This is a genomic window from Natrinema caseinilyticum, assembly GCF_024227435.1.
Lineage (GTDB): Archaea > Halobacteriota > Halobacteria > Halobacteriales > Natrialbaceae > Natrinema > Natrinema caseinilyticum.
In genome coordinates this window covers 343,223-364,082 of the sequence record NZ_CP100445.1, presented here as the reverse complement: position 1 = coordinate 364,082, position 20,860 = coordinate 343,223, and the positions used below count along the sequence as shown (strand labels likewise).

Annotated in this window: 23 protein-coding genes and 1 tRNA gene; 16 read left to right on the top strand and 8 right to left on the bottom strand. The window is 62.7% G+C overall.

Features of this window, described 5'->3' with window-relative positions:
* Nucleotides 1-46: 46 nt before the first annotated feature.
* Both NJT13_RS01790 and NJT13_RS01785 read left to right on the top strand, forming a co-directional pair.
* Nucleotides 47-934, top strand: a complete 888-nt coding sequence (locus tag NJT13_RS01790) for an NOP5/NOP56 family protein (protein WP_254523779.1) — start codon at nt 47-49, stop codon at nt 932-934.
* The gene (locus tag NJT13_RS01785; protein ID WP_254525367.1) at nt 927-1,562 is read left to right on the top strand and encodes a fibrillarin-like rRNA/tRNA 2'-O-methyltransferase; all 636 of its coding nucleotides are present in this window, start codon (nt 927-929) and stop codon (nt 1,560-1,562) included. Before NJT13_RS01790 ends, NJT13_RS01785 begins: the two co-directional genes overlap by 8 nt.
* 32 nt (nt 1,563-1,594) lie before the next feature.
* Here the strand turns inward: NJT13_RS01785 and NJT13_RS01780 are convergent, their stop codons facing one another.
* Nucleotides 1,595-1,822: a helix-turn-helix domain-containing protein gene (locus NJT13_RS01780; protein ID WP_254523778.1), complete on the bottom strand. Its 228-nt coding sequence runs from the start codon at nt 1,820-1,822 to the stop codon at nt 1,595-1,597.
* Nucleotides 1,823-2,032: 210 nt separating this feature from the next.
* Between NJT13_RS01780 and NJT13_RS01775 the strand changes: the two genes are divergently transcribed.
* The 4 genes from NJT13_RS01775 (at nt 2,033) to NJT13_RS01760 (ending at nt 3,355) form a co-directional block, all read left to right on the top strand.
* A complete protein-coding gene (locus tag NJT13_RS01775) occupies nt 2,033-2,479 on the top strand; it encodes a PadR family transcriptional regulator (RefSeq protein WP_254523777.1) in 447 nt (148 codons plus the stop codon).
* Entirely contained in the window at nt 2,476-2,643 is a 168-nt protein-coding gene (locus tag NJT13_RS01770; protein WP_254523776.1) for a hypothetical protein, read from the top strand. The genes NJT13_RS01775 and NJT13_RS01770 overlap by 4 nt, the downstream gene beginning before the upstream one ends.
* A gap of 173 nt (nt 2,644-2,816) precedes the next feature.
* Nucleotides 2,817-2,969, top strand: a complete 153-nt coding sequence (locus NJT13_RS01765; protein ID WP_254523775.1) for a hypothetical protein — start codon at nt 2,817-2,819, stop codon at nt 2,967-2,969.
* A complete protein-coding gene (locus NJT13_RS01760; RefSeq protein ID WP_254523774.1) occupies nt 2,966-3,355 on the top strand; it encodes a PIN domain-containing protein in 390 nt (129 codons plus the stop codon). The genes NJT13_RS01765 and NJT13_RS01760 overlap by 4 nt, the downstream gene beginning before the upstream one ends.
* Before the next feature lie 19 nt (nt 3,356-3,374).
* On the opposite strand, the gene NJT13_RS01755 is transcribed toward NJT13_RS01760, so the two are convergent.
* Nucleotides 3,375-4,745 carry an aryl-sulfate sulfotransferase gene (locus NJT13_RS01755; protein WP_254523773.1) on the bottom strand — a complete coding sequence of 457 codons (1,371 nt, stop codon included), beginning with the start codon at nt 4,743-4,745 and terminating at the stop codon, nt 3,375-3,377.
* A 594-nt stretch (nt 4,746-5,339) separates the two neighbouring features.
* Between NJT13_RS01755 and NJT13_RS01750 the strand changes: the two genes are divergently transcribed.
* From NJT13_RS01750 to NJT13_RS01740, 3 genes are all read left to right on the top strand, one after another.
* Complete coding sequence (locus tag NJT13_RS01750) at nt 5,340-6,935, top strand: fatty acid--CoA ligase (RefSeq protein ID WP_254523772.1); 1,596 nt, start codon at nt 5,340-5,342, stop codon at nt 6,933-6,935.
* A gap of 99 nt (nt 6,936-7,034) precedes the next feature.
* Nucleotides 7,035-8,117, top strand: a complete 1,083-nt coding sequence (locus tag NJT13_RS01745; protein WP_254523771.1) for a glutamate--cysteine ligase — start codon at nt 7,035-7,037, stop codon at nt 8,115-8,117.
* A 55-nt stretch (nt 8,118-8,172) separates the two neighbouring features.
* Nucleotides 8,173-8,832 carry a helix-turn-helix domain-containing protein gene (locus tag NJT13_RS01740; protein WP_254523770.1) on the top strand — a complete coding sequence of 220 codons (660 nt, stop codon included), beginning with the start codon at nt 8,173-8,175 and terminating at the stop codon, nt 8,830-8,832.
* 114 nt (nt 8,833-8,946) lie between these two features.
* Here the strand turns inward: NJT13_RS01740 and NJT13_RS01735 are convergent, their stop codons facing one another.
* A complete protein-coding gene (locus NJT13_RS01735; protein ID WP_254523769.1) occupies nt 8,947-10,089 on the bottom strand; it encodes a M24 family metallopeptidase in 1,143 nt (380 codons plus the stop codon).
* Between the two features lie 366 nt (nt 10,090-10,455).
* Here NJT13_RS01735 and NJT13_RS01730 point away from each other — a divergent pair, with 366 nt between their 5' ends.
* Nucleotides 10,456-11,334, top strand: a complete 879-nt coding sequence (locus NJT13_RS01730) for a COX15/CtaA family protein (protein WP_254523768.1) — start codon at nt 10,456-10,458, stop codon at nt 11,332-11,334.
* A gap of 80 nt (nt 11,335-11,414) precedes the next feature.
* On the opposite strand, the gene NJT13_RS01725 is transcribed toward NJT13_RS01730, so the two are convergent.
* Nucleotides 11,415-11,906 (bottom strand): metal-dependent hydrolase, encoded by a 492-nt coding sequence (locus NJT13_RS01725; RefSeq protein ID WP_254523767.1) that lies wholly within the window; start codon nt 11,904-11,906, stop codon nt 11,415-11,417.
* A 311-nt stretch (nt 11,907-12,217) separates the two neighbouring features.
* On the opposite strand from NJT13_RS01725, the gene NJT13_RS01720 reads away from it, so the two are divergent.
* A complete protein-coding gene (locus tag NJT13_RS01720; protein ID WP_254523766.1) occupies nt 12,218-12,850 on the top strand; it encodes a uracil-DNA glycosylase family protein in 633 nt (210 codons plus the stop codon).
* Between the two features lie 95 nt (nt 12,851-12,945).
* Here NJT13_RS01720 and NJT13_RS01715 read toward each other — a convergent pair whose 3' ends face one another.
* Nucleotides 12,946-13,251 carry a cupin domain-containing protein gene (locus NJT13_RS01715; RefSeq protein ID WP_254523765.1) on the bottom strand — a complete coding sequence of 102 codons (306 nt, stop codon included), beginning with the start codon at nt 13,249-13,251 and terminating at the stop codon, nt 12,946-12,948.
* A gap of 245 nt (nt 13,252-13,496) precedes the next feature.
* Here NJT13_RS01715 and NJT13_RS01710 point away from each other — a divergent pair, with 245 nt between their 5' ends.
* Complete coding sequence (locus NJT13_RS01710; protein WP_254523764.1) at nt 13,497-14,858, top strand: NAD-dependent succinate-semialdehyde dehydrogenase; 1,362 nt, start codon at nt 13,497-13,499, stop codon at nt 14,856-14,858.
* Between the two features lie 291 nt (nt 14,859-15,149).
* On the opposite strand, the gene NJT13_RS01705 is transcribed toward NJT13_RS01710, so the two are convergent.
* Together NJT13_RS01705 and NJT13_RS01700 are read right to left on the bottom strand one after the other, a co-directional pair.
* Nucleotides 15,150-15,413, bottom strand: a complete 264-nt coding sequence (locus NJT13_RS01705; RefSeq protein ID WP_254523763.1) for a MarR family transcriptional regulator — start codon at nt 15,411-15,413, stop codon at nt 15,150-15,152.
* The gene (locus NJT13_RS01700) at nt 15,414-16,394 is read right to left on the bottom strand and encodes a transcription initiation factor IIB (RefSeq protein WP_254523762.1); all 981 of its coding nucleotides are present in this window, start codon (nt 16,392-16,394) and stop codon (nt 15,414-15,416) included.
* A 194-nt stretch (nt 16,395-16,588) separates the two neighbouring features.
* Here NJT13_RS01700 and NJT13_RS01695 point away from each other — a divergent pair, with 194 nt between their 5' ends.
* Nucleotides 16,589-17,053 (top strand): DUF5830 family protein, encoded by a 465-nt coding sequence (locus NJT13_RS01695; protein ID WP_254523761.1) that lies wholly within the window; start codon nt 16,589-16,591, stop codon nt 17,051-17,053.
* Here the strand turns inward: NJT13_RS01695 and NJT13_RS01690 are convergent.
* Complete coding sequence (locus NJT13_RS01690; protein ID WP_254523760.1) at nt 17,050-18,201, bottom strand: DUF7115 domain-containing protein; 1,152 nt, start codon at nt 18,199-18,201, stop codon at nt 17,050-17,052. The two genes, NJT13_RS01695 and NJT13_RS01690, sit on opposite strands and share 4 nt — an antisense overlap.
* A gap of 312 nt (nt 18,202-18,513) precedes the next feature.
* Here NJT13_RS01690 and NJT13_RS01685 point away from each other — a divergent pair.
* From NJT13_RS01685 to NJT13_RS01675, 3 genes are all read left to right on the top strand, one after another.
* Nucleotides 18,514-18,664, top strand: a tRNA-Met gene (locus tag NJT13_RS01685).
* Between the two features lie 342 nt (nt 18,665-19,006).
* Nucleotides 19,007-20,152, top strand: a complete 1,146-nt coding sequence (locus tag NJT13_RS01680; RefSeq protein WP_254523759.1) for a Fic family protein — start codon at nt 19,007-19,009, stop codon at nt 20,150-20,152.
* A gap of 1 nt (nt 20,153) precedes the next feature.
* Nucleotides 20,154-20,597 carry a hypothetical protein gene (locus NJT13_RS01675; RefSeq protein WP_254523758.1) on the top strand — a complete coding sequence of 148 codons (444 nt, stop codon included), beginning with the start codon at nt 20,154-20,156 and terminating at the stop codon, nt 20,595-20,597.
* The last annotated feature ends 263 nt before the right edge of the window (nt 20,598-20,860 follow it).

The window sequence follows — 20,860 nt, the reverse complement described above, 5'->3', positions numbered from 1 at the left end:
TCCCGCGAACGGGGGCTTTAATCGCTCCGGGCGGGAACGAGCGACCATGACCGACACGGACGGGTGGTTCGCGGACGTCGATCCGGACGACCCCGACGCGATGGCGGCCGCGATTCGCGAGGGGAGCGCGGACGAACCGCGCGAGTGGCCCGCCCTCGCGCTCGAGGCGGGGTTCGCGAACGACGAAGACGAGTATTACGACGCCGTACGCGAGGCGACGACGGACGCGACCAGAGCCGCGGTAGCCGAACGAGAGCGGGCCGACGACCGCCAGCTCGTCCACGCGGTGCGGGCGATGGACGACTGTGCGCGGACGGCGAACGAACTGGCCGAGCGACTGGCCGAGTGGGCGGGGACGGTCGATCCAGAGGCTGGGACCGGCGTCGAGTACGCGAGAGCGGTCGCGGCGGGCGAAGCCGACGCCCTCGAGGAGCCCGCGATCCGGTCGCTCGCCGAGCGAATCGCCGACCTGGCCGACGAGGCAGACGACCTGCGCGCGTTCATCGAACGCCGGACGCCCGCCGTCGCGCCGAACCTCTCCGCGCTCGCCGAGCCCGTCCTCGCCGCGCGACTCGTGTCGCTGGCCGGCGGGCTCGAGGAACTGGCGAAGAAACCGAGCGGCACGATACAGGTGTTAGGTGCGGAGGACGCGCTGTTCGCCCACCTGCGGGGGCACGCGCCGTCGCCGAAGCACGGGATCATCTACACGCACGACGCGGTCCGCGGCACGCGTCCCGACGACCGAGGGTCCGCGGCCCGCGCGGTAGCCGGCAAACTCGCCATCGCGGCCCGCGTCGATCACTACTCGGGCGAGTTGCGCCCCGAACTCGAGGCGGAACTGGCCGACCGGATCGAGACGATTCAGGCGCGAGCGGCGGAGGAGAACGCGGGTGGCGATGACGACGCGCCCCACGGAGGTGGAGACGATGCGTGAGGCCCTCCCGGCGGGCGTCGAGCGCCGCGCGTTCGATGGCCGCGAGCGCCTCGCGACCCGCGGAGAGCCTGTCTACGGCGAGCCGACCGACGGCGAGTGGCGGGCCTGGAACCCGACCCGATCGAAACTCGGTGCGATGCTCGAGCTGGGGATGGACACGGGACTCGAGGGGGGCGAGACCGTCCTCTACCTTGGTGCCGCGAGCGGGACGACCGTGAGCCACGTCGCCGATTTTGCGGGCCCCACCTACGCCGTCGAGTTCGCCGCGCGACCGGCGCGCGATCTGCTCGAGGCCGCGGAAACGCGTGACCGGCTCTTTCCGTTGCTGAAGGACGCGCGGAAGCCGGAGACGTACGCCCACGTCGTGGAGTCGGACGTGGACGTGATCGTCCAGGACGTCGCGACGCGGGGGCAGGCGCGGGTGGCGCTCGAGAACCAGCGATTTCTGGCCGACGATGGGCGACTGCTGTTGGCCGTGAAGGCTCGAAGTGAGGACGTGACTCGAGAGCCGGCGGCCGTTTTCGCAGACGTCCGGGAAGAGTTGTCGGACGGGTACGAGACATTAGAGGAGAAGAGACTCGAGGAGTATCACACGGATCACCTCGGAATCGTGGCGCGGCCGCGATGATTTCATTCAGGTAGAATAGCTATTTCTCACGCTTATTCGGAAGTGAGATACTCATCACTCAATCGCCAGAGTGTGTTGTTGCCGATACTCCTGCTTCGCAGATATCCTGCTTCCTCCAGTGTTCGGAGACGCCGATACGCGCCGGATTGCGTATAGCCGAGTTGCTGTTTTATGTCAGATGTTGTCAGTTGATTCCCATCTGCGGCCTCGAAAAGGTCGAGAATTTCCTCGTCAGTCACGTCGGGAGGCCGGCCAGCCATATCCATACTGTGACGTAGACGGTATTAAATTGTCATGGACCGGACATTAATCATTGTACCATGACTAATCATTTGACAATGATTAAATATTGGTCCATGAAAAATTGGAACGGAGCGCCACTTCGACCTGCCGCTCAGGTCTGTAAATAGCGGCCCGGTGCTCGAGACACCGAGACCGCACGGAGCTCCCAATACAACCCTCTGGAAGCCATGGAAGACCACGATTCGCGAGGCCTTGAAAGCCCCGCTCGAGCAGACGCATCACCCCACGACCGACCACGATCCGACGGCAGAACCACCTGGACCGCCCTCACCGCCTTCCAGCGCGACTGCCTGGAGGCAATCGCCCGGCGCAAGCGAGACGGCAGACTGTGCGACGAGCGCGGCATCGCGCATACACTCGGGCGCGTCTATCCCCTGATCGACCGCACCTGGCTGTATCCGAATCTGACAATCCTCGTCGGTCGCGGCCTCCTCTCGAGACGCGAGCGCCCGGCCGAACGCGCGACCGAGTACCGGTTGACTGACGAGGGCCGCGCCCTCCTGTTGCAACGCGTCGAACGCTTCGCTGACGCCTGTGGGATGTGGACCACCGCGCACGGCGACGCCGAGACGGAGCGGGAGCGCGCTCGAGGAGTGGACGAGGTGGCCGAATGATCGGGCCTCGAAACAACGGTCCGCTGCAGTGTCCGAACTGTCGCTCGGTGATCGACGAACGCGACCCGTTGATCGGCTGGTGGCTCTGTGACGAATGCGGACTCGCACTCGAGGCCGACGGAAAACGGATCACGTATTCGGCCGGCACTGGCTCGTATACGTGAATCCTCGGTTCGGGATTATGACTCATTCGCTGGCCTCCATCGCCGATCCTGATCGACCGGCACACCGTTCGATGCGATCAGGAGTTGATTTGATCGACCGGGCGCGAGAGGCCCCGATCGACAGGAGTCAATTCACCAGCAGGTTTTTGCAAACGGCACTGGTATCGTTATGTATGAGCCTCACCACCGACGACTTCACCGAATTCATGGCAGATGATCCCGAAGACGACGCGGAAGTCCCCCTCGGTGACGCGCTCGCAGACCTCGCCGTCGATGTCGATACGGATGCTGTCGATGCGGTCCGTGACGTCCGCGAACACATATGAAACTCTTTCTCGATACAAACGTTATCGTCGCTGCAGTTACCAAAGACACTGACCGATCAGCGGCCGCAATTCGTGCACTCAACGCCTTCGAAGAGACGAATACGTCCGTGCTGAATCTCATGGAGCTTCGAACGGTTCTCACGAAAAAGAAGCAGTTTGAACGCGACCGCGTCGAGAAAATAGAACAGCGGGTCAGTTCTCGGACGACTATCACGTTCCTCGACGCCTCTGACATCGTTGCGGCCAATCGCCTCCAAGAGGAGACGCTTCTGTACCCGATGGACGCCCTCGTGCTCGCAGCGGCCGACGCTGTCGACGCGACACTTGTCTCGTTCGATAGCGAATTAGGAGAGCATGGCGCAAAGCAGCCACAAGAGCTCATCTAACACCTGTCGAGGACGTCGGTCATCGCGATCCCCGCCACTGCCGTAATCGCTGCCCGACGCCCGACCAGTACGCCTCCACGATGCCGGCCGTCGCTGCTGTGGCGACGAACACGCACGCGACCACCAGATCTCCGATAGTCATCCACGTCGGTGCCACGTGGAGTACGCCGTTGATCGCCGGGCCGGTGACGAAGGCGACGAGCCACGAGAAGCCGGTCTTCGAGGTTCGGTCCGTGCCGGCGGCTTCCGCGCTGACGGATCGGTTCGCGAATGCGACCGTGCTCTTTCCCGCTGCGCTCTCGTCTCCGGTCCCGAGGCGCTCGGCTTCGTACGGTGTCGAGATACTCACGCTCCACACGACGTCGTCGCTCTCGGAGAGTTCGATCACGCGATTTCCGTGCGAGTCAGTCACGAGCGTATGGCCTCCGGGGAGTCGGTCGGCGTCGCGTGGCCACCGGAGTCGCTCGTCTTGCCACTCCCAGGTTCGAGTCCACGTGGCGTTTTCGCGCTGATACTCGAGGACGCGGTTGTTCTCCGAGTCGGAGACGACGATCGCCGGGCCGCCGCGGGCGGGCGGGATGTAGTCCGGATTGTGCTGTTCGTAGAGGATCCCGTAGGCGTCCTCGGCGCCGAGCGTCCAGTCGCGCTGGATGCCCTCACCCGGGTCGAGAAAGACGACCCGGTCGTGGTTACGGAGGCTGACCATCACCCGGCCGTCGTCGAGGAGTTCGACGTCGTTTACGTGTGTCCAATCGCCCGGGTTCCCACCGTTGTCGGGGTCGAGATCCTCCTCGGCGCGCCACTCCCACGTCACCTCGTCGGAAGTGGTGTTCAGCGTGAACACGCGATCACGAGCGATATCGGCCACGAGCAGTCGGTGTTTGTCGATCCGGTCGACGTCGTGCCAGATGTCCCAGCCCGTAACAGCGGTATGTAGCCGTTCGGTCGCCCCTGTGGTGAGGTTGACGCGCTCGATTGCGACCGCTGCACAGCCGTCGCCGACGGAGGCGTTCGTCCGCGCTTTGAGGGCGTCGGGGCACGGATCGTACCGGCTTCCCGCGACGTAGAGGACGGTCTTCGAACCGGGAGGGTCGGGATCGACGTCGAAGTAGTTGCCGTACGTGTCGTTGTGGTAGAGCGGCCGGCCGTCGGCACCGAAAGCGACGATGGCTCCGAGGCCGTCGTTCCCTCCCGGCGGATCGGTCGTGATGACGGTCGCCCCGTGGCGGTCATCGACGACGGGAGTTCGCTCTTCGAGCGGTCTGTCGGTCTGGTTCGCCGCGGCGGCGATAGCGTCAGTTGGGGCGCCGAGCCATGCGACCGCAAGGTTGCCGGCAGAGACGACCATGACGGCCAGCAGCAGACCGCGGAAGATATTGCGTCGTTGCATCGTGGGTACAGACCACTATCCCTGCCGACCGTTCCTGTCGTTTCCGATTCCTTCAGTCGCTTCTCCATCGACGTGCCCGGGAGAAGTCACGTGTTTCCATCGTGTGGGTCCTGGTTACCTGTCTACCATCGTCCTGTCTGGTGTCTCATCGTCCTGTCTGGTGTCTATTCCAAAGGATCGGTTCCGCTCTGAGAGATATATGCATCGAAATTACATCACGAAATTCGAGTGCAAACACTGTCACGAGCAACACGAGCACCCCTACGGTGCACAGACCTGCTGTCGCGACTAACGTCGCGGCGCGTCTCGGTTTCCGAACTCGAGACCGACCACGAGAGTGTCCGCATTCGCCCCGTCACCGAACCCGAATCCGACCGTGTTCGTGGGTCAGGACCGACGCGACACGGACTCCTGAAGCGGTGCCATCTCGAGGGTTCGTCGATCGTCGACGGCGTTCCATCGAGCAACGACGCTCCCGTACCGACTGCGAGGTCGAGAACGACAGCGGTGGCGAGCGACAGGGGGTCGCCCGTCCCGCAGAACCAATTAAACCTCAATAAAGAATATAAGGTCGATCCTCGTACATTTCGTGGTATGTCTGAGCATCCCACATTAGGCGACACGCTCGAGGGGACGGTCGAGCGCCATCCGGATCGTGACGCGATCGTCTATCCGCGTAAGGACCAGCGGTGGACCTACGCCGAGTTCGACGACCGCGTCAATCGGCTGGCGAACGCGTTGCTCGAGGCTGGAATCGAGAAGGGAGACAGAGTTGCGACCGTGCTCTACAACGGATCGGAGATGGCGCTTACGGTGTACGCGTGTTCGAAGATCGGTGCCGTCTTCACCCCCCTGAATTTCCGCTTGCCGGCGGGCGAAATCGAATACATCGTCAACGACGCCGAGGCTGAGATGGTCCTCTTCGAATCCGCGACGCGGGAAGCGGTCGAGGGTGCCCGACCGTCTCTGGAAACGGTCGAGGAGTACGTGTTCATCGACGACGACAGCGAGGAGGTCCCGGCGGACGCGACCGGCTTCTACGACCTGCTCGAGTCGGAATCGACCGATCGGCCCGACGTCCGCGTCGACGAAACCGACGTGTACGCGTTCATTTACACGTCGGGAACGACGGGCCGCCCGAAGGGTGTCGTCCACGAACACCGGGATATGGTGGAACACAATCTGCTGTGCATCGCGGAGTCGAACCTCACCCGCGACGACGTCGGCCTCTCGATGATGCCGCTGTACCACTGCGCCGAACTTCACTGTAATCTCTTCCCGAGAGTCCACCGCGGCGCGGCGAACGTGATCCACCACGAGTTCGAACCGGACGCGGTCCTCGAGGCGATCGCAGACCACGACGTAACGCTCCTGTTTGCCGCACCGACCGCCTGGAACGCGCTCTCGCTGACGGCCGCCGAAATGGACGTCGACACGTCGTCGCTCCGGCTCGGACTGTACGGCGCAGCGCCGATGCCCGAACAGGTCCTCGAGAACTGTCGGGAGTACCTCTGTGACGACTACCTGCAGGCGTATGGGATGACCGAAATCGGCCCCGCCGGCGTCTTTCAGCCCCCGGAAGATCAGCTCTCGAAACAGGGTTCGGCCGGACTGCCGGGGCTCAATCACCGCATCCGCATCGTCGAGCCCGACGCGGACCCGGACCGGGAAGTCGAGCGGGGCGAGGTCGGGGAGATAGTGATCGCGAGCCCGTGTACGATGCGCGAGTACTGGAACCGCCCCGAGGCGACCGCGGAGTCGCTGCGCGAAGCCGACGGGACGACGTGGTACTACACCGGCGACCTCGGCTATCAAGACGACGACGGCTACCTCTACGTCGTCGACCGGAAAGACGACATGATCGTTTCCGGCGGCGAAAACATCTATCCGACCGAAGTCGAAGACGTCCTGTTCACGCACGACGCCGTCGAAGAAGCCGCCGTCCTCGGCGAACCGGACGAGGAGTGGGGCGAAACGGTCGTCGCGTACGTCGTCTCCACCGCCGACGTCACCGCGGGGGACCTCGATGCGTTCGCGCTCGAGAGCGATCACCTCGCTGACTTCAAGCGACCGCGAACGTACTACTTCGTCGACGAACTTCCGAAGAACCCGAGCGGCAAAGTTCAGAAGTTCAAACTCCGCGGCGACGAGTCGGACGTCGAACCCGAAACCGAAACGGTGTCGTCCTGAACTGCCGACGATCGAGAGCCAGTTCGATCGGGCTCGAGGTTCCGGCCGTACGAACCGACTCCAAATTGTATTTATTATCGGCGACGAATGCACGATACGATGGAACGCGGGTCGCGAGAATCGTTTACGCACATGGGGACGCTGGGGATCGAAGAGGAGTACTTCGTCGTCGACGAGGACGGCCGTCCCACGAGCGGGACCGACGAACTCGTCTACGAACACGACCCGCCCGAAATTCTCGAGGGGCGACTCGATCACGAACTGTTCAAGTTCGTCATCGAGACACAGACCCCGTTGATCGAGGACCCGGCGGACGCGCGCGAGTCGCTGCTCGCTATCCGACGGGCGCTGGTCGACCACGCGCACGCACACGGCTACGAGATCGCCGCCGCCGGCCTCCATCCCCTCGCGAAGTGGCGAGAACTCGAGCACGCCGAAAAACCCCGGTACCGGGCACAACTCGACCGAATCCAGTATCCACAGCACCGGAACACGACTGCCGGGGTCCACGTTCACGTCGGGGTCGACGACGCGGATAAGGCGGTCTGGATCGCGAACGAACTGCGGTGGTTCGTGCCCATCATGCTCGCGCTGTCGGCGAATTCGCCGTTCTGGAACGGCTTCGACACGGGGCTCCAGTCCGCGCGTGCGAAAATTTTCGAGGCGCTGCCGAATACCGGCATGCCGACCCACTTCGCGGATTTCGAGGCGTTCGACCGGTTCGAACGCGTGATGCTCGAAACCGAATCGATCAACGATCGGGGCGAACTCTGGTACGACGTTCGACCGCACACCGCCCACGGGACCGTCGAAATTCGGACGCCGGACAGTCAAGCCGACCCCGACACCGTCCTGGCGTTCGTCGAGTACGCCCACGCGCTCGTCGAGGCGTTGGCAGCGGAGTACGAAGACGGAGCGAGCGGTCACCGACACCGACGGGAACTGCTCGACGAAAACAAGTGGCGGGCCATCCGGTACGGACAGGACGCGTCGTTCATCGACCGCGACCTCGACGGGACCGTCGGCCTCGGCGAACTCGTCGACCGGGAGTGTGAGCGGCTCGGAATCGACGGCATCAAACGCGTCTACGAGCGCGAGAGCGGCGCGGACCGACAGCGTCAGTTGTTCGAAGCGGAGGGCCCCGACGCGCTGTGCGAATCCCTTCTTCTGAACACCGAGTGAACACCCCCGCAAAGGTTTAACTCCGCGCGAGACTTCGTCCTGTACGAGTGAACACATGAGTTCCGACGACACTGACGAGCAACCGGTCGATGCCGCGGACGAGAGAGACGAATCGCTCGAGCAACCGGCCGATTTCGTCGAGACCGACGCGGACGGACCCGGCCGAAACGCGGCCGTCGAGGAGCTCGATCAGCGGATCGTCGACCTGCTTTCGTGGATCCTGGACACCGAGACCCGCGCGAAGATCTACGTGTACCTCCTCGCGACTCCCGGGAGCACCTCCGAAGAAGTCGCGAAAGGGACCGGCCTCTATCCGAGCACGGTCCGCGAGGCGCTCGCGGAACTTCACGACGAGGACCGCGTCACGAGAGAGAAGCGAGCGAGCGAGGGTGCCGGAAACAACCCGTACGAGTACACGGCGATTCACCCGAGCGAACTCGTCGGCGGCGTCGTCGATCAAGTCCAGCGGGAACTGAACACCATCTTCACGCTGGATCGCGTTCTCGACCGGGACGGCGGCCGGGAATCCGAAGCCGACCTCGAGGAAGCGATGGAACCAGTCACGATCACCGTCGACGACACGACACCGACCGCGGCCGACGAACCCGGTCCGGACGGCGACGTCGTCGAATTCGAGGACGACGCGGAGGTCGAGACGACAGATACGGGGACGACCGAGCGCGACGACGCCGACGATCACGAGACCGCGGAATGACACCTCGACTCCGCACCGACGACTCGAAGTAGCCACCGGCGCATCAATACCGGATTCGTCCCGAGACGTCGCATCAGCACGCGTCGACCCGGTGATCGACCTTCCCGCTCGTCGTCACTCCTCGCGTTCGAGGATTGCTGGCCGCTCGAGTTCGACGTCTCGATCGACCGCCGCGACGGTCGAAGTCGGCCACGAACCGGTCGTCGTCAGGGGTTCGATTCCGTCGTCGGTAACGAGCGCAGTGTCTTCACTTTTCGCGCCCCGAACGGTCGGATTCCACGCGTAGGCCATCGGAGCTACGATGGGTGCCTCGTGGCCCGGCGTGGCGATCCACTCCCGGCCGGCGAAGCCGGCGGCGCCTCCCTGATGGTGATTCTTCCACTCACCCTCGTGCCCGACGGCAGCATAGGCGTTCTGAATCGCGCGAAACACGTCGCCAGCCGTTCCGGCTCCGCCGGAATCGGCGGCGGGATCAACCGCGGCCTCGTCGGTGCCAGCCATCGCCCGTGTCTCCGCCAGTGCCGTTACCTCGACGCGAGCGGCGGCGGCGTGGTGGTCTGTGAGCCACTCGGGCCGATCGAAGGCGACGGTTCGGGTACAGCTCGCGTGAAGACCGGCCCGCTCGGCCGTCACGGAGACGAGCGCGTAGTCCCCAAGGTGGGCCTGCGTGGGCGTGTAATGGCGGTACTTCCGTGCCCGCTCGGCCCCACCGACGAGGACGACCGGCACTTCGATCTCTCGAGCCGAGAGTGCGACGCGCAGGGCCGACGCCACTTCGATTTCCGTGTCGTCGGATCGCACCTGCCGACAGACCGATTCGACGGCTGCTGCCGTCTCCCTGCCGAGTTCGCGGTAACGGTCGCGATCGCGCTCGGTGAGCGGCTGGCGAAGCGGCGACGGGTCGACGCGCTCGAGTCCGGGAACCGCAATGTCGGACGCCGCACGTCCATTCGTCGTCGCGCACTCGGCGATCGCGTCGGAAAGCGAGGACGCGTGCCAGGGGAATCGTTCGATCGAGATCTCGCTCTCCTCTCTGTCCGGTAGTTCCTCGGCCACGATACGATCGGATTCGATGTTGTCTACGACCAGGGTCAGGTCGTTTCTGTCGTATCCGATCGCCGCAACGCCGGCTTCGGTTTCGCGGTCGACGACGTTGCGTCCGCCGGTCAGCCACGCAAACGAGTTCGGTCGGGCGAACCAGACCGACTCGAGGTCGTGGGACTCGAGGTAGGCGTCGAGCCGTTCGCGTTTGTCCATGTCTGGTGCTGGCGAGGACGGTCCTTGAATCCGACGAACGTCGAGTCGTCGATCGGCGTGAGCGTGTTTCGTCTCGGAGCGGCCATCCACATTTTGCACGGATACCAGCGGCCCACGACGTCACTATCGGCCTCCGAACGCGCCACCAGCACAGCCGCCACCTCGGTCGATCTGGAAACCACCGGACCGCGGTTGTGGGCCGGTAGTACGACGCGTAGCGGTGATTTCTGACTGTACACACTGGGAGGGGACCCGGGGTGAACGTCGGCCCGAAGGGCCGCAGTGAACGCCCGATTCGTGTTCCCGCGGAACCGGACGACTCGGGCAACCTAAGTACGGCCCGTTCCAATCCTCGACAGAACGCCCGTGTCGTACGATAATCACACGCCCGACTCGAGACTTCGGTCGCTGATCGATCGGTTCGGCTATCCGCACCTGCTGACCGCCACGCTCACACTGGTCGCGGCGACGATCCTGCTTGGCGTCGCGGCGAAGGCGACAGGCTCCGGACTGGCCTGTGAGGCTAACTGGCCCCGGTGCGACGGCGGGCCATTCAATCTCTTGCCGGCGAACCTGCCGAGTTTCTACGAGTGGTTCCACCGCTTCGTCGCGATGTTCGCGGGCTTTGCGATCGTCGGCTCCGCACTGGCAGCCTGGCGACTCCCCGACGTCGACCGGCGAGTGACCGCGTTGGTCGTCCTCGGAATGGTGCTGACGCCGGTACAAGTCGCTCTCGGCCGGGAGACGGTGAAGCAGTACACGATGGACATCCTCTCGCTGCACTTCTGGACGGCCGTCACGATCTTCACGCTGTTTCTGGTCGCCACCGTCAGCGTCTGGGCACCGCGGCTCTCGAAGCCTCACGTCCTCGGTTCGCTCGCACTCGGTATCGCCGCCGTGCCGGCCCACGTGGTCCTCAGTCCAGCGGTCGACGCCGGGATCGCGACGTACTCGCCGACGATGCAACTGACCCAGTACGCCGTCACTCTCACGTTGCTCGGTGCGGCAATCGTCGCCGCGATGGTCGGTCGCCGCCGGTTTTCGGGGCGTGCCGTCACCGCGCTGCTCGCAGGGCCGCCGCTGGTCGTCGTCGTCCTCTTCTTCGGCCGGCGGGCGGTAAACCCCGCCCTCGAGGCCCCGTACCTCGTCGCCGTCGTGGCCCTCCTCTCGACGTTCGCCGTCGCGATGGTGTGGAGCCGACGCGAAGTGCCCTCGGACGAGAACTCGACTGCACTCTCGCCGTGAACCACCTCGGGGTCAAGCCCCGAGGCACTCGGCCTGATCCGCCTGTAGATCTGTCCCCTCGAAGAGCGTTTTGACGGAACTCAGCCGAGAACGACGATAATCGAAATGCCGGAGAGGACCGCACCGACACCGAGACCGAACAACCCGTAGTTAGCGATCGGATTCGCGGCGGTCGTCACCTCGAGTGAATACCGACGGCTCGAGAACGGCCAGAACGGGCTGATTCCCATCGGTGTCAACGCGTCTGCGAGGAGATGCGAACCGATCGAGACGACGCCGACGAGGAAGGCAAAGGCGACGACGCTCGCATCAGTGAACGCCGACGAGGAGTCGACAAGGAAGCCAGTCACGGCGGCGAGGCCCGCACCGACAAGTAGCGCGAACGGGATCGAATGAGTGGGTCCCCGATGGGAGATCAGCGGGACACGGTGATCGTAGTCCGGCAGCGTCGACAGCGCCACACAGACGAGACCGCCGACGATCGCGACGTCCCCGTACCCCCCGAATGCGACGATGGTACCGAGCGGCGCGTACGAAAGCAGCGCACAGCCGTAATGGCCCATCTGATGCATTTACAGAACGAAATGCGCGTCTGAATTATAAACCCACCGTCATCCGAAACCGGCTCCGGACCGCCAGCGACCGGCCATCGGGTGACTCGAGGTGCCGGCCGTTCGATGGCCATCGGTCGAGTATCGTAGTCGTCGAACGTCGGTACACACCCCCGCTCGCGATGTCGCAGCCAACGAGCCTTTGCTGGCCGCCCCACTGCGAGCGGAGAGTACCTCGTTTCGACGACTACGATAGGCCGTGAATCATCGGATGAAGTCCCGTACTGCCGCGATCGCCGGCGTTTTGAGCGGTCGCTACGTTTCGATGTACTGTGCGCAACGTCACCGACAGGACGAGCAATCCGTTCGGATTCCGACCGCCGTTCGACCGCTCCGATCCGGACGATCGGACCGCAGTCTTCGGCTACAGTGACGCCAACGCCGACTTCCACGTCATCGGCGACTATCCCGGCGTTCACGGCGGTGAATCCACGGGCGTTCCCTTTACCGAAACCGAGAGCGGACTCGCGATCCAGCAACTGCTTCGCGACGTCGAATTCGCGAGCGGGTCGTGGACGCATCCCACCCTAGAGAACTGCTTTGCGAGCTACGTCCACATGTGTAGCCTCCCGGACGGCGAGGCACCGACCGTGGCCGACTACGCCGACCTGGAACGCTTCTTCGACGCCGAGTTGCGGGCGATCAACGCGCATGTCCTCCTGCCGGTCGGGGAGCACGCGACCGATCGCGTGCTTCGCGAGTACACGGCCCAACGTCACCGACTCGATCTCGACATGGCGAGACTCCACGCGACGGAAATTCGAGGGCGCGGGTTCCTGGTCGTGCCGATCAGGGAACCAGCCTCGTGGGTCGACGGCGACGACGAAGCGATCGAATCCCGGCTGCAGTCCCTGCTCGCGAGCGATTACCGACAGACCAAAGGCGTGGCGACGACGGTCGGCTGAGACGGTCTGCTGTAACGATGTACCGGTGCAACCGCAGGACGGTCGCGGTTGCACCGGCAATGACTTACAGTAGTCCGTATGAAACGGATCCGACCTTACGGGTCGCGTTTCGGAGCGAACACGATAAGCGCCGTACTGGGTTCGACCGCGCGCGGTGAAATGTCCTGATCGCCGTCGAACCGAACGACGTCGTCCGGCCCGAGAGCGTACGTCTCGTCGCCGAGCGCGAGTTCGAGGCGACCGGAGAGTACGAGTAAGACCACGTTCGAATCGGGATGACGGTGTGCCGGGACGCGCTCGTCAGCTTCCAGGCGGAGGCGGACGGTTCGGGGCGATCCGCCGTCGAATACCTCCGCGTGGGTCGTCTCCTCGAGGGAATCGAGTGCTGTGACGTCGGGCATACGTAAAGCGTCTAGTCTCACGTACTTGAAGGTCCTGACCAACCGGTTCGAGCGGGGGCGGGATCGAGCGTCACCGGCGCACACCTGGCTCCGAAAACGACCCTCGACCTGCGTTTGCCGTGCGAATCTACACGGGCGGTGGGCTGGTACCGTCGCTCGAAAGCGCCGGCCGCAGGCGACCACAGGCCCGACCAGTCGACCGAATTATGTAAACGTTTAACGTTTTCACCGTACACACTTCCCCCATGGAGATAATCAATCCGGCCACCGGCGAACGAGAAGAGACGGTCGAAGAACACACGGAATCGGACGTCGAGGCCGCACTCGAGCGGGCGACCGAGGCCTACGCGGAGTGGCGCGAACGGCCGATCCGCGAGCGCGAGGAGTTGCTCGCGGACGCCGGTGACGTCCTTCGCGAGAACAAACGCGAGTACGCCGAAACGATGGCCAGAGAGATGGGCAAGCCGATCGGCCAGGGACTCGCAGAGGTAGAGAAGTGCGCGTGGGTTTGCGATCACTACGCGCAACACGGCAGCGCCTACCTCGAAGCCGATGCCCATCCGAGTCCGCCGGGTTCGGCCGTCGAAACGGTTTACGATCCGCTCGGACCGATCCTCGCGGTGATGCCGTGGAATTTCCCGTTCTGGCAGGTATTTCGATTCGCGGCTCCGCACCTCACCTCGGGGAACGTCGGTCTGCTGAAGCACGCCTCGAACGTCCCCGGTTGTGCACAGGCGATCGAAGACGTGTTCCGAGAGGCGGGCTACCCGGCGGACGTTTTCCAGACGTTGCTGATTCCGTCGGATCTGGTCGACGACGTTATCGAGGACGAGCGCGTCAAAGCCGCGACCGTGACCGGCAGCGGACCGGCCGGGCGTGCCGTCGCGTCGACCGCTGGAGAGCAACTCAAGAAATCTGTCCTCGAACTCGGCGGGAGCGACCCGTTCGTCGTCCTCGACGACGCCGACCTGGCGGACACGGTCGAGACGGCCGCGTGGGCGCGCAATCAAAACGGCGGGCAGTCTTGCATCGCCGCGAAGCGGTTCCTCGTTCACACGGCCGTGTACGACGAATTCGTAGACCGGTTCGTCGACGAAGTCGAGTCGCTTACGATCGGCGATCCGATGGACGAGGACACCGACGTCGGCCCGCAAGCCCGCACTGATCTCATGGAGGAACTCCACGAGCAGGTCGAAGCGAGCGTGGAGGCCGGCGCGCGAGTCCTCACCGGCGGAGAACCGATGGATCGTGAGGGCGCCTACTACCCGCCGACGGTCCTTGCCGACGTCCCCGAGGGGTGTCCGGCCGACAGCGAAGAGACGTTCGGTCCCGTCGCCGCCGTCTACGAAATCGACGACGAGGACGAACTCGTCCGGAAGGCCAACGACACCGAATTCGGACTCGGAGCCAGCGTCTGGACGACCGACCGCGAACGCGGCCGACGCCTCGCCCGCGAAATCGACGCCGGCTGCGTCTACGTGAACCAGCTCGTGAAATCCGATCCGCGCGTCCCGTTCGGCGGCATCAAGGAGTCGGGGTACGGCCGCGAACTCGCGCGCGAAGGTATGCTCGAGTTCGTCAACAGGAAAACGGTCTGGGTCGAGTAACGAAACGCAGCACACACGCACCGACGCGTGGCTCGAGTACCAGTTCCTCGGCGGACCCCCGTACCCTCATCCCGTCATTGGCGGACCGGACGACTCCGCGGGCGATGCGACGAGGAGACCGGAGACTCGAAGCCCCCGGTACGAACGTCACGACATCGCGCCCGCGGGACGCCACGCGATCGTCGTCGCGGCGTGGACCCCCACGGCCACTCCCGAGAGCAGGAGGAAATTCGGATGCAAAAAGCGACCGGTTGGAGACCGACTCGGGTTCCTGACGGTTCCAGGACCGCGTTAGCTCCGTCCTTCAGTTCTCGTCTGCACGTCCGATCCGCTGGACATGGGTTTCACATCGCTGAGCCGTCGGTGGCCGGTCGCGGTGATGTCGTACCGGCGACAGCCGATCGGCCGGATGTCCGCTGCGTCGTGCAGTCGCTCGCAGGCCTGTTCGATCGTCAGCGGGTGTTCGTCGACCGCCGCTGCCAGATCCACGACGTAAAGGGGTCCCGAATCGGCAAGCGAATCGAGAATCGTCCGCTCGAGTTGTCTTCGCGACATCTATCGATCACGCGCCTCGTCGTAGGCCGCCAGTAACTCTCGGTATCGATTCCGGACCGTCACCGCGCTCACACCGGTTTCTTCGCCGACCGTCGCCTGGGTGAGCCGGTCGTTCGTCAGTTGAGCCGCCCCGTAAATCGCCGCAGCCGCCAACCCGGCCGGGCTCCGGCCGCTGTGAAGATCGCGAGCCTTCGCCGCGTCGATGATCTCCCGAGCCAGGTGCTCGGCATCGTCGGTTACCCCGAGTTCCGAGGCGTATTGCGGCAGGTAGTGGACGGGATCGGCCGGCTCGATTTGCAACCCGAGTTCTGTCGAGAGATACCGATACGCGCGTTGAATCGGAAGTTTTTCGACTCGACTGACCGACGCAAACGCGACTAACGTCCGCGGCGTGCAGTGTTGCCGTGCCGCCGCGTAGAGGCAGGCAGTCGTCATCGCCTCGATCGATCGACCCGGAAGCAACCCGTCGTCGACGGCCCGGCGATACATCACGCCGGCGGTCTCGCGACACGAGTCCGGCAATCCGAGGGCCGATGCCATGCGCTCGATCTCGCCGAGGGCCTGCTTCAGATTCCGTTCCCGGGCGTTCTTCGAGGTGAACCGTTCGTTCCAGGTCCGCAATCGCTGCAGCTGCGATCGCTTTCGCGCCGAAATCGCGTTCCCGTAGGCGTCCTCGTTCCGCCACCCGATCGTCGTACTGAGACCTTTGTCGTGTCTCAACGGCGTTATTGGAGCCCCGACGCGGCATTCGTCTTCCGTGGCGTCATCGAACGTCCGCCATTCGGGCCCGTAATCGATCTCGTCCGCATCGAGAACGAGGCCACACTCGGTACACGTTCGTTCGCCGTGTTCCTCGTCGTGCTGGATCCGGCCCGTACACTCCGGACACTCCGACCGCTGTCGCTCGAGCGTCGGTGCGGTCTCTCGTGTCTGGTTTCCGGTCGCTCCTTTTTCAGCCGTGTCGACGATCGTTCGAGTCATTGGTTGGTAGGCGCCGGAATCTCGTGTCCCGGTCGCGTCCTGTTCCAGCTTGATATTCAACACACCGACAGTATCAACGACAGGCGGATTCCCATCCGCTGAGAACCGTCGTCTTCGTTCTTCACTATCCGGTGACCGGCCGTTGCATCCCGTTGCGACAACGTTTATTCGCACCGAGTCACGATCATCGATAGATGGATCGAGACGACAACCGGCCCGAAAACGGACCTGACGACGACGCCGACCCGTTCGAGGATGACGCCGACAGCGACGCCGATTCGCTCGACCCATCCTTCGAAGCGGACGACGACCGTGTCGAACTCGGGCTGGCGCTACTCGCCAGACTCGAGCACGAAACGATATCGCTCGCCGACACCGTCGACCGAATCGAGACGATTACGACCGACCCGACGGTTACGCGATCGATCCTCGACCAAGCCGAACTCCGGGGCCTCATCGAACGGGACGACGGCATCGTCCGCCCGAAAAGCCGCCAGTACGTTCGATTCGAACGAGACGTCGTCACGAAGGAAGGGGAGTTCTCCTGTCAGCGCTGTGGGTCGGGGCTGACGACCGGCTACTTCGTCGATCTCGACGCGGGGGAACTCGGCCCGTTCGGTTCCTCGTGTATCCGAAAAGTGACCGGCCGGGACGACTAACGACCCTGCCGGAGTTCCACGATTAGCTTGTTGATCGTCCCCTGTTGTCGCTCGATAATCTCGCTTTGGCGCTCGACAGCGGCCTCGAGCGCCTCGAGTCGTTCTAAGAGTTCCGGATCCGTTTCCGGCGCCCCAGAGCCGGACTCGGGCCCGGATTCGCCACCGAACGCCTCGTCCGCGAGCGTCGCGTCAACGTTGGTCGCCTCCCCGAGGAAGGACGCAGTCTCCGCGAAGTCCTCACCGCTTCGACCCTGATTTGGCGCGGCGGACGCTCCTGGCGACTGGGCGACCCCGGTCTCGTTGTCGGCGGCCCTCGACGGTTCCGAGTCGGCCATCTGACCGTCGCCCGTTCCGCCGCCGGCGAGCGGATCGGCCGGTCGGGAGTTCCCTGCATCGGTCGGCGACTCACCGTTCCCGTTGGTGTCTGGTTCCGGAGGGTTCGCATCGAGTGGATCGACACCGCCGCCGAAATCGACCGACCCGCCGGTACTGGGCTCCTCGTCGACGGCGTCGCCGACGACGCTGTTGAGTTCCGCGAGCGAACTCACGCCGTGATAGTCGAACAGGGCTCGCTGGAGACGTTCTCGGATGTCGTTTGCCTCCTCGTTTGGCGCCTTGATCCGCTGGGGACGTCCGTCGACCGTGAGGACGATCTGGATCGCCACGCTTCCGTCCTCGAACGCGAGTTTCGTCACGTCGTCGAAGTGGTACTCCTCGTAGTCCTCGTCCCAGACCGCACCGCCGATGTGCTTGACGAGTCGATCGCTCGTGATGATCAGCGTCAGTTCGCTGAACCGATACGTCTTGACGACCGTCTCGCCGGGATCGGTGATTTCGTTGCCGTTTAACACCCCCGCCAGGACGGGATGGAGGACGTCGTCGGTTTTCCCCGCCGGAACTGCGAACGATCGATCGCCGTCGATTGCGTACTCGAGGGTAAACTTCGTTTTCCGCCGACCCTCCGAGAGGGTCAGCCGGTCTGCGTCGTGCGGGAATTCGTCTGCCGATTCGTCGCTCAGAAGACCGTCTGCACGGTAGACGATGGTTCGGGTTGGCGTAATGAAAATCTCGTCGTCACTGCCGAGAGAGACCCGCGCCGCGATCTCCTCGCCATCGAGAGTAGAGTGGACGATGCCGGGAACGCTCATGCACTGTCGTTTGTAATACCGTATGATAAATCCGTGGGTCCGGCACTGTCTAGTTGAGCCAGATCAGCAAATTTCAGCAGTTTGAGCGACCGTGACGATTGCGGTCTTGACCGACGACACAAATCGGTCCAGCCACTGCAGAGCACGCTGTATTCTCTCGAATTCGTTTCACGGTCCTCACCAGTCACAGTATGTCTGAGTAGAGATACGAACTCGGGGAAATCCGCTCATCTAGACAGTGCCGTGGGTCCACGTTACACAGCGATGCCGAATGGGAAGGTTAAAGAAACGGACCGCACTATCGGTAATCGAGCCCGGGTGGCTTAGCTGGACATAGCGCCGCACTCATAGGGTTCAGAGATTCGGTGCGGTTTCGCCTTGGAAGCCTCCGTGTCCCTCGAGGACTGCCGAGCCTCGAACCTGGGACATGCGGAGATCGAGGGTTCGGAGCCCTCCCCGGGCACTTATCAAATTCTTTACATGCCCACGTAAAAAGACCCTATCAAAGGCGTGGGCGGCCCAATTCTAACCAAGCGAATGCTGTAGTCAACGACCTATACCCTCCGATGGAGCTGGCCAACGGAGGTGCTGCACCGTGATCGGCCGTCGGTCTTACCGGGACTCCGCCGTCGTGAAGTGAAAGTGATGGTGCAGGTGCTTATTATACTCTCTACACAGAGATGCGGTGGCGAACTGATCACGTATACTTCTCACGTTCGTTCTCACACGCGAGTTCTATATCGCCCCATACGTATACTTGGTATAAAAACACCTATACCACTGGGTGAGAAATGGGACTACAGAAATGCCCACGCGAGAGCTTCGTGACAGTGCACCAGGAAAGTACGTGCCATACCATCCAAATCCGTACTATTCACCTGAGCCACTCCCAGTAGAACCGAAGCTCGAGATTTCGGATCGAACTCGTGACCTCGTATCCGATACCGCGTATCAGATCGGTCGTGTCGACGGAGTTAGCTCCACGGTGGACTTCTCCACAGTCCTCTACACGTCTCTCATCCGTATCGAGGCCGTTGAATCAGCTCGCATTGAAGGTGCAGAAGTGGAATATCGGGACGTCGAGGCGTATCACACACACCACCCCTCGGGTGAAACAGACACGCAAATCGAGAAAGACCTGAAAGAAGCCCTCAATTACGAGGACGCGCTCACCGACGGACTCGACAGAATCGAAAGTGAGGATTCGATAACGCTCTCGCTCATGAAAAAGCTCCACTCAATGCTGCTCGAAGGTGTGCGTAACGAGGGTGACGTGGTCGGTGATTTCCGCGACCAGATGGTTCAGTTGCCAAGTCCGCGAACTGGACAACGTCCGTTTGTCCCCCCGGCCCCGGAAGAGGTCAATGGCCTCATGCAGTCGCTTGAGTCGTACCTCCTGATGGGCGGTCAATATCATCCGCTCATTGATGCTGCCATCATTCACTATTTCTTCGAGACGGTCCATCCGTTTTCGGACGGAAACGGACGGCTGGGTCGGCTTCTGATTATCCTCTACTTGGCGAGTGAGGGGTATCTCGAGAGCCCATACATCTACCCGAGTGCGTACTTCAATCGGCACAAAGTCGAGTACGTCGAGAAAATGCGGGCAGTGAGTGAAGACGGTGCGTGGGACGACTGGCTCGCGTTCTTCCTCGAGGGCCTCCGAAGTCAGGCCGAGACGTCATACAGTCGAACACACGAACTCCGTGAACTCCAGGAACGATACGAAAACGAGTACCCGGACGAGACGAACACGGACCAATTCGCTCGTCAGTTGCTCGAGTATCCGTATTTCACGGCACCAGATCTGATGGAGTATCTCGATGTCTCCCGTCGGACCGCCTACAAAGTTGTTGACGATCTCGAAGAAGATGGCCTCCTCGAAGAAGTCACTGGAAAGGAACGCGGGAAAGAGTACAAAGCCGTGGATGTGTTCGACATTCTCGAATAGTGTGCACGACGACCTCGACGACGAGTCAGAGCGGATGGTCGTGTCGGCGCTTGCTCGACTGGCAGTTGCAACTCGACAATACGAGTGTCCGGTGCTGATATCGAAAGTTCGCGATGGTGTGTTCACAGCACCGATCGACACCCTCGTCGACGAGCGGATTCAGTGTCTCGAGACCGACCAGGGTGTACGATTCATTGGTGGGGAGTTCGAACCGTTGGTCTACCCAGTCGGTAACGGGATAGTTCAGACGACGCTCGCGTTCTGGAAGCAGATACTCGAGGTTATTTACCTCGAAATCGTCGTCGACTGCCTACTATGGGGTCAATCCTGTGCTTTGAATAAGAGCGCAAAAGACGCGAAAGCGACTCCTGGTCGCACTCGCGTGGCCTCTCGAAGAGTTCTCCGTCATAGACCCAGTCGAACGGCAGGGTTGCGCCGGCGATGACGATCAAGTTGAAATCGAGGTCTCCACTATCCCCAAAGTCGTAAGGTGCAGTGATTGGCCATCAGTATCGCGAAAACCATTGTTTTATAGCCTTGATCACGGAACCGTTCGATCCATCACAACATATTTATTGCTGTCTCTATTAAATATATATTATAAAAGAATAATGTGGAACTAAAGTGCCGGCGAGGAACGAATCCACAGTTCGTCTCACTTGCGTTTCTGAAGGCAGATACGGCAGAACGACGCGAACGAATCGTTCT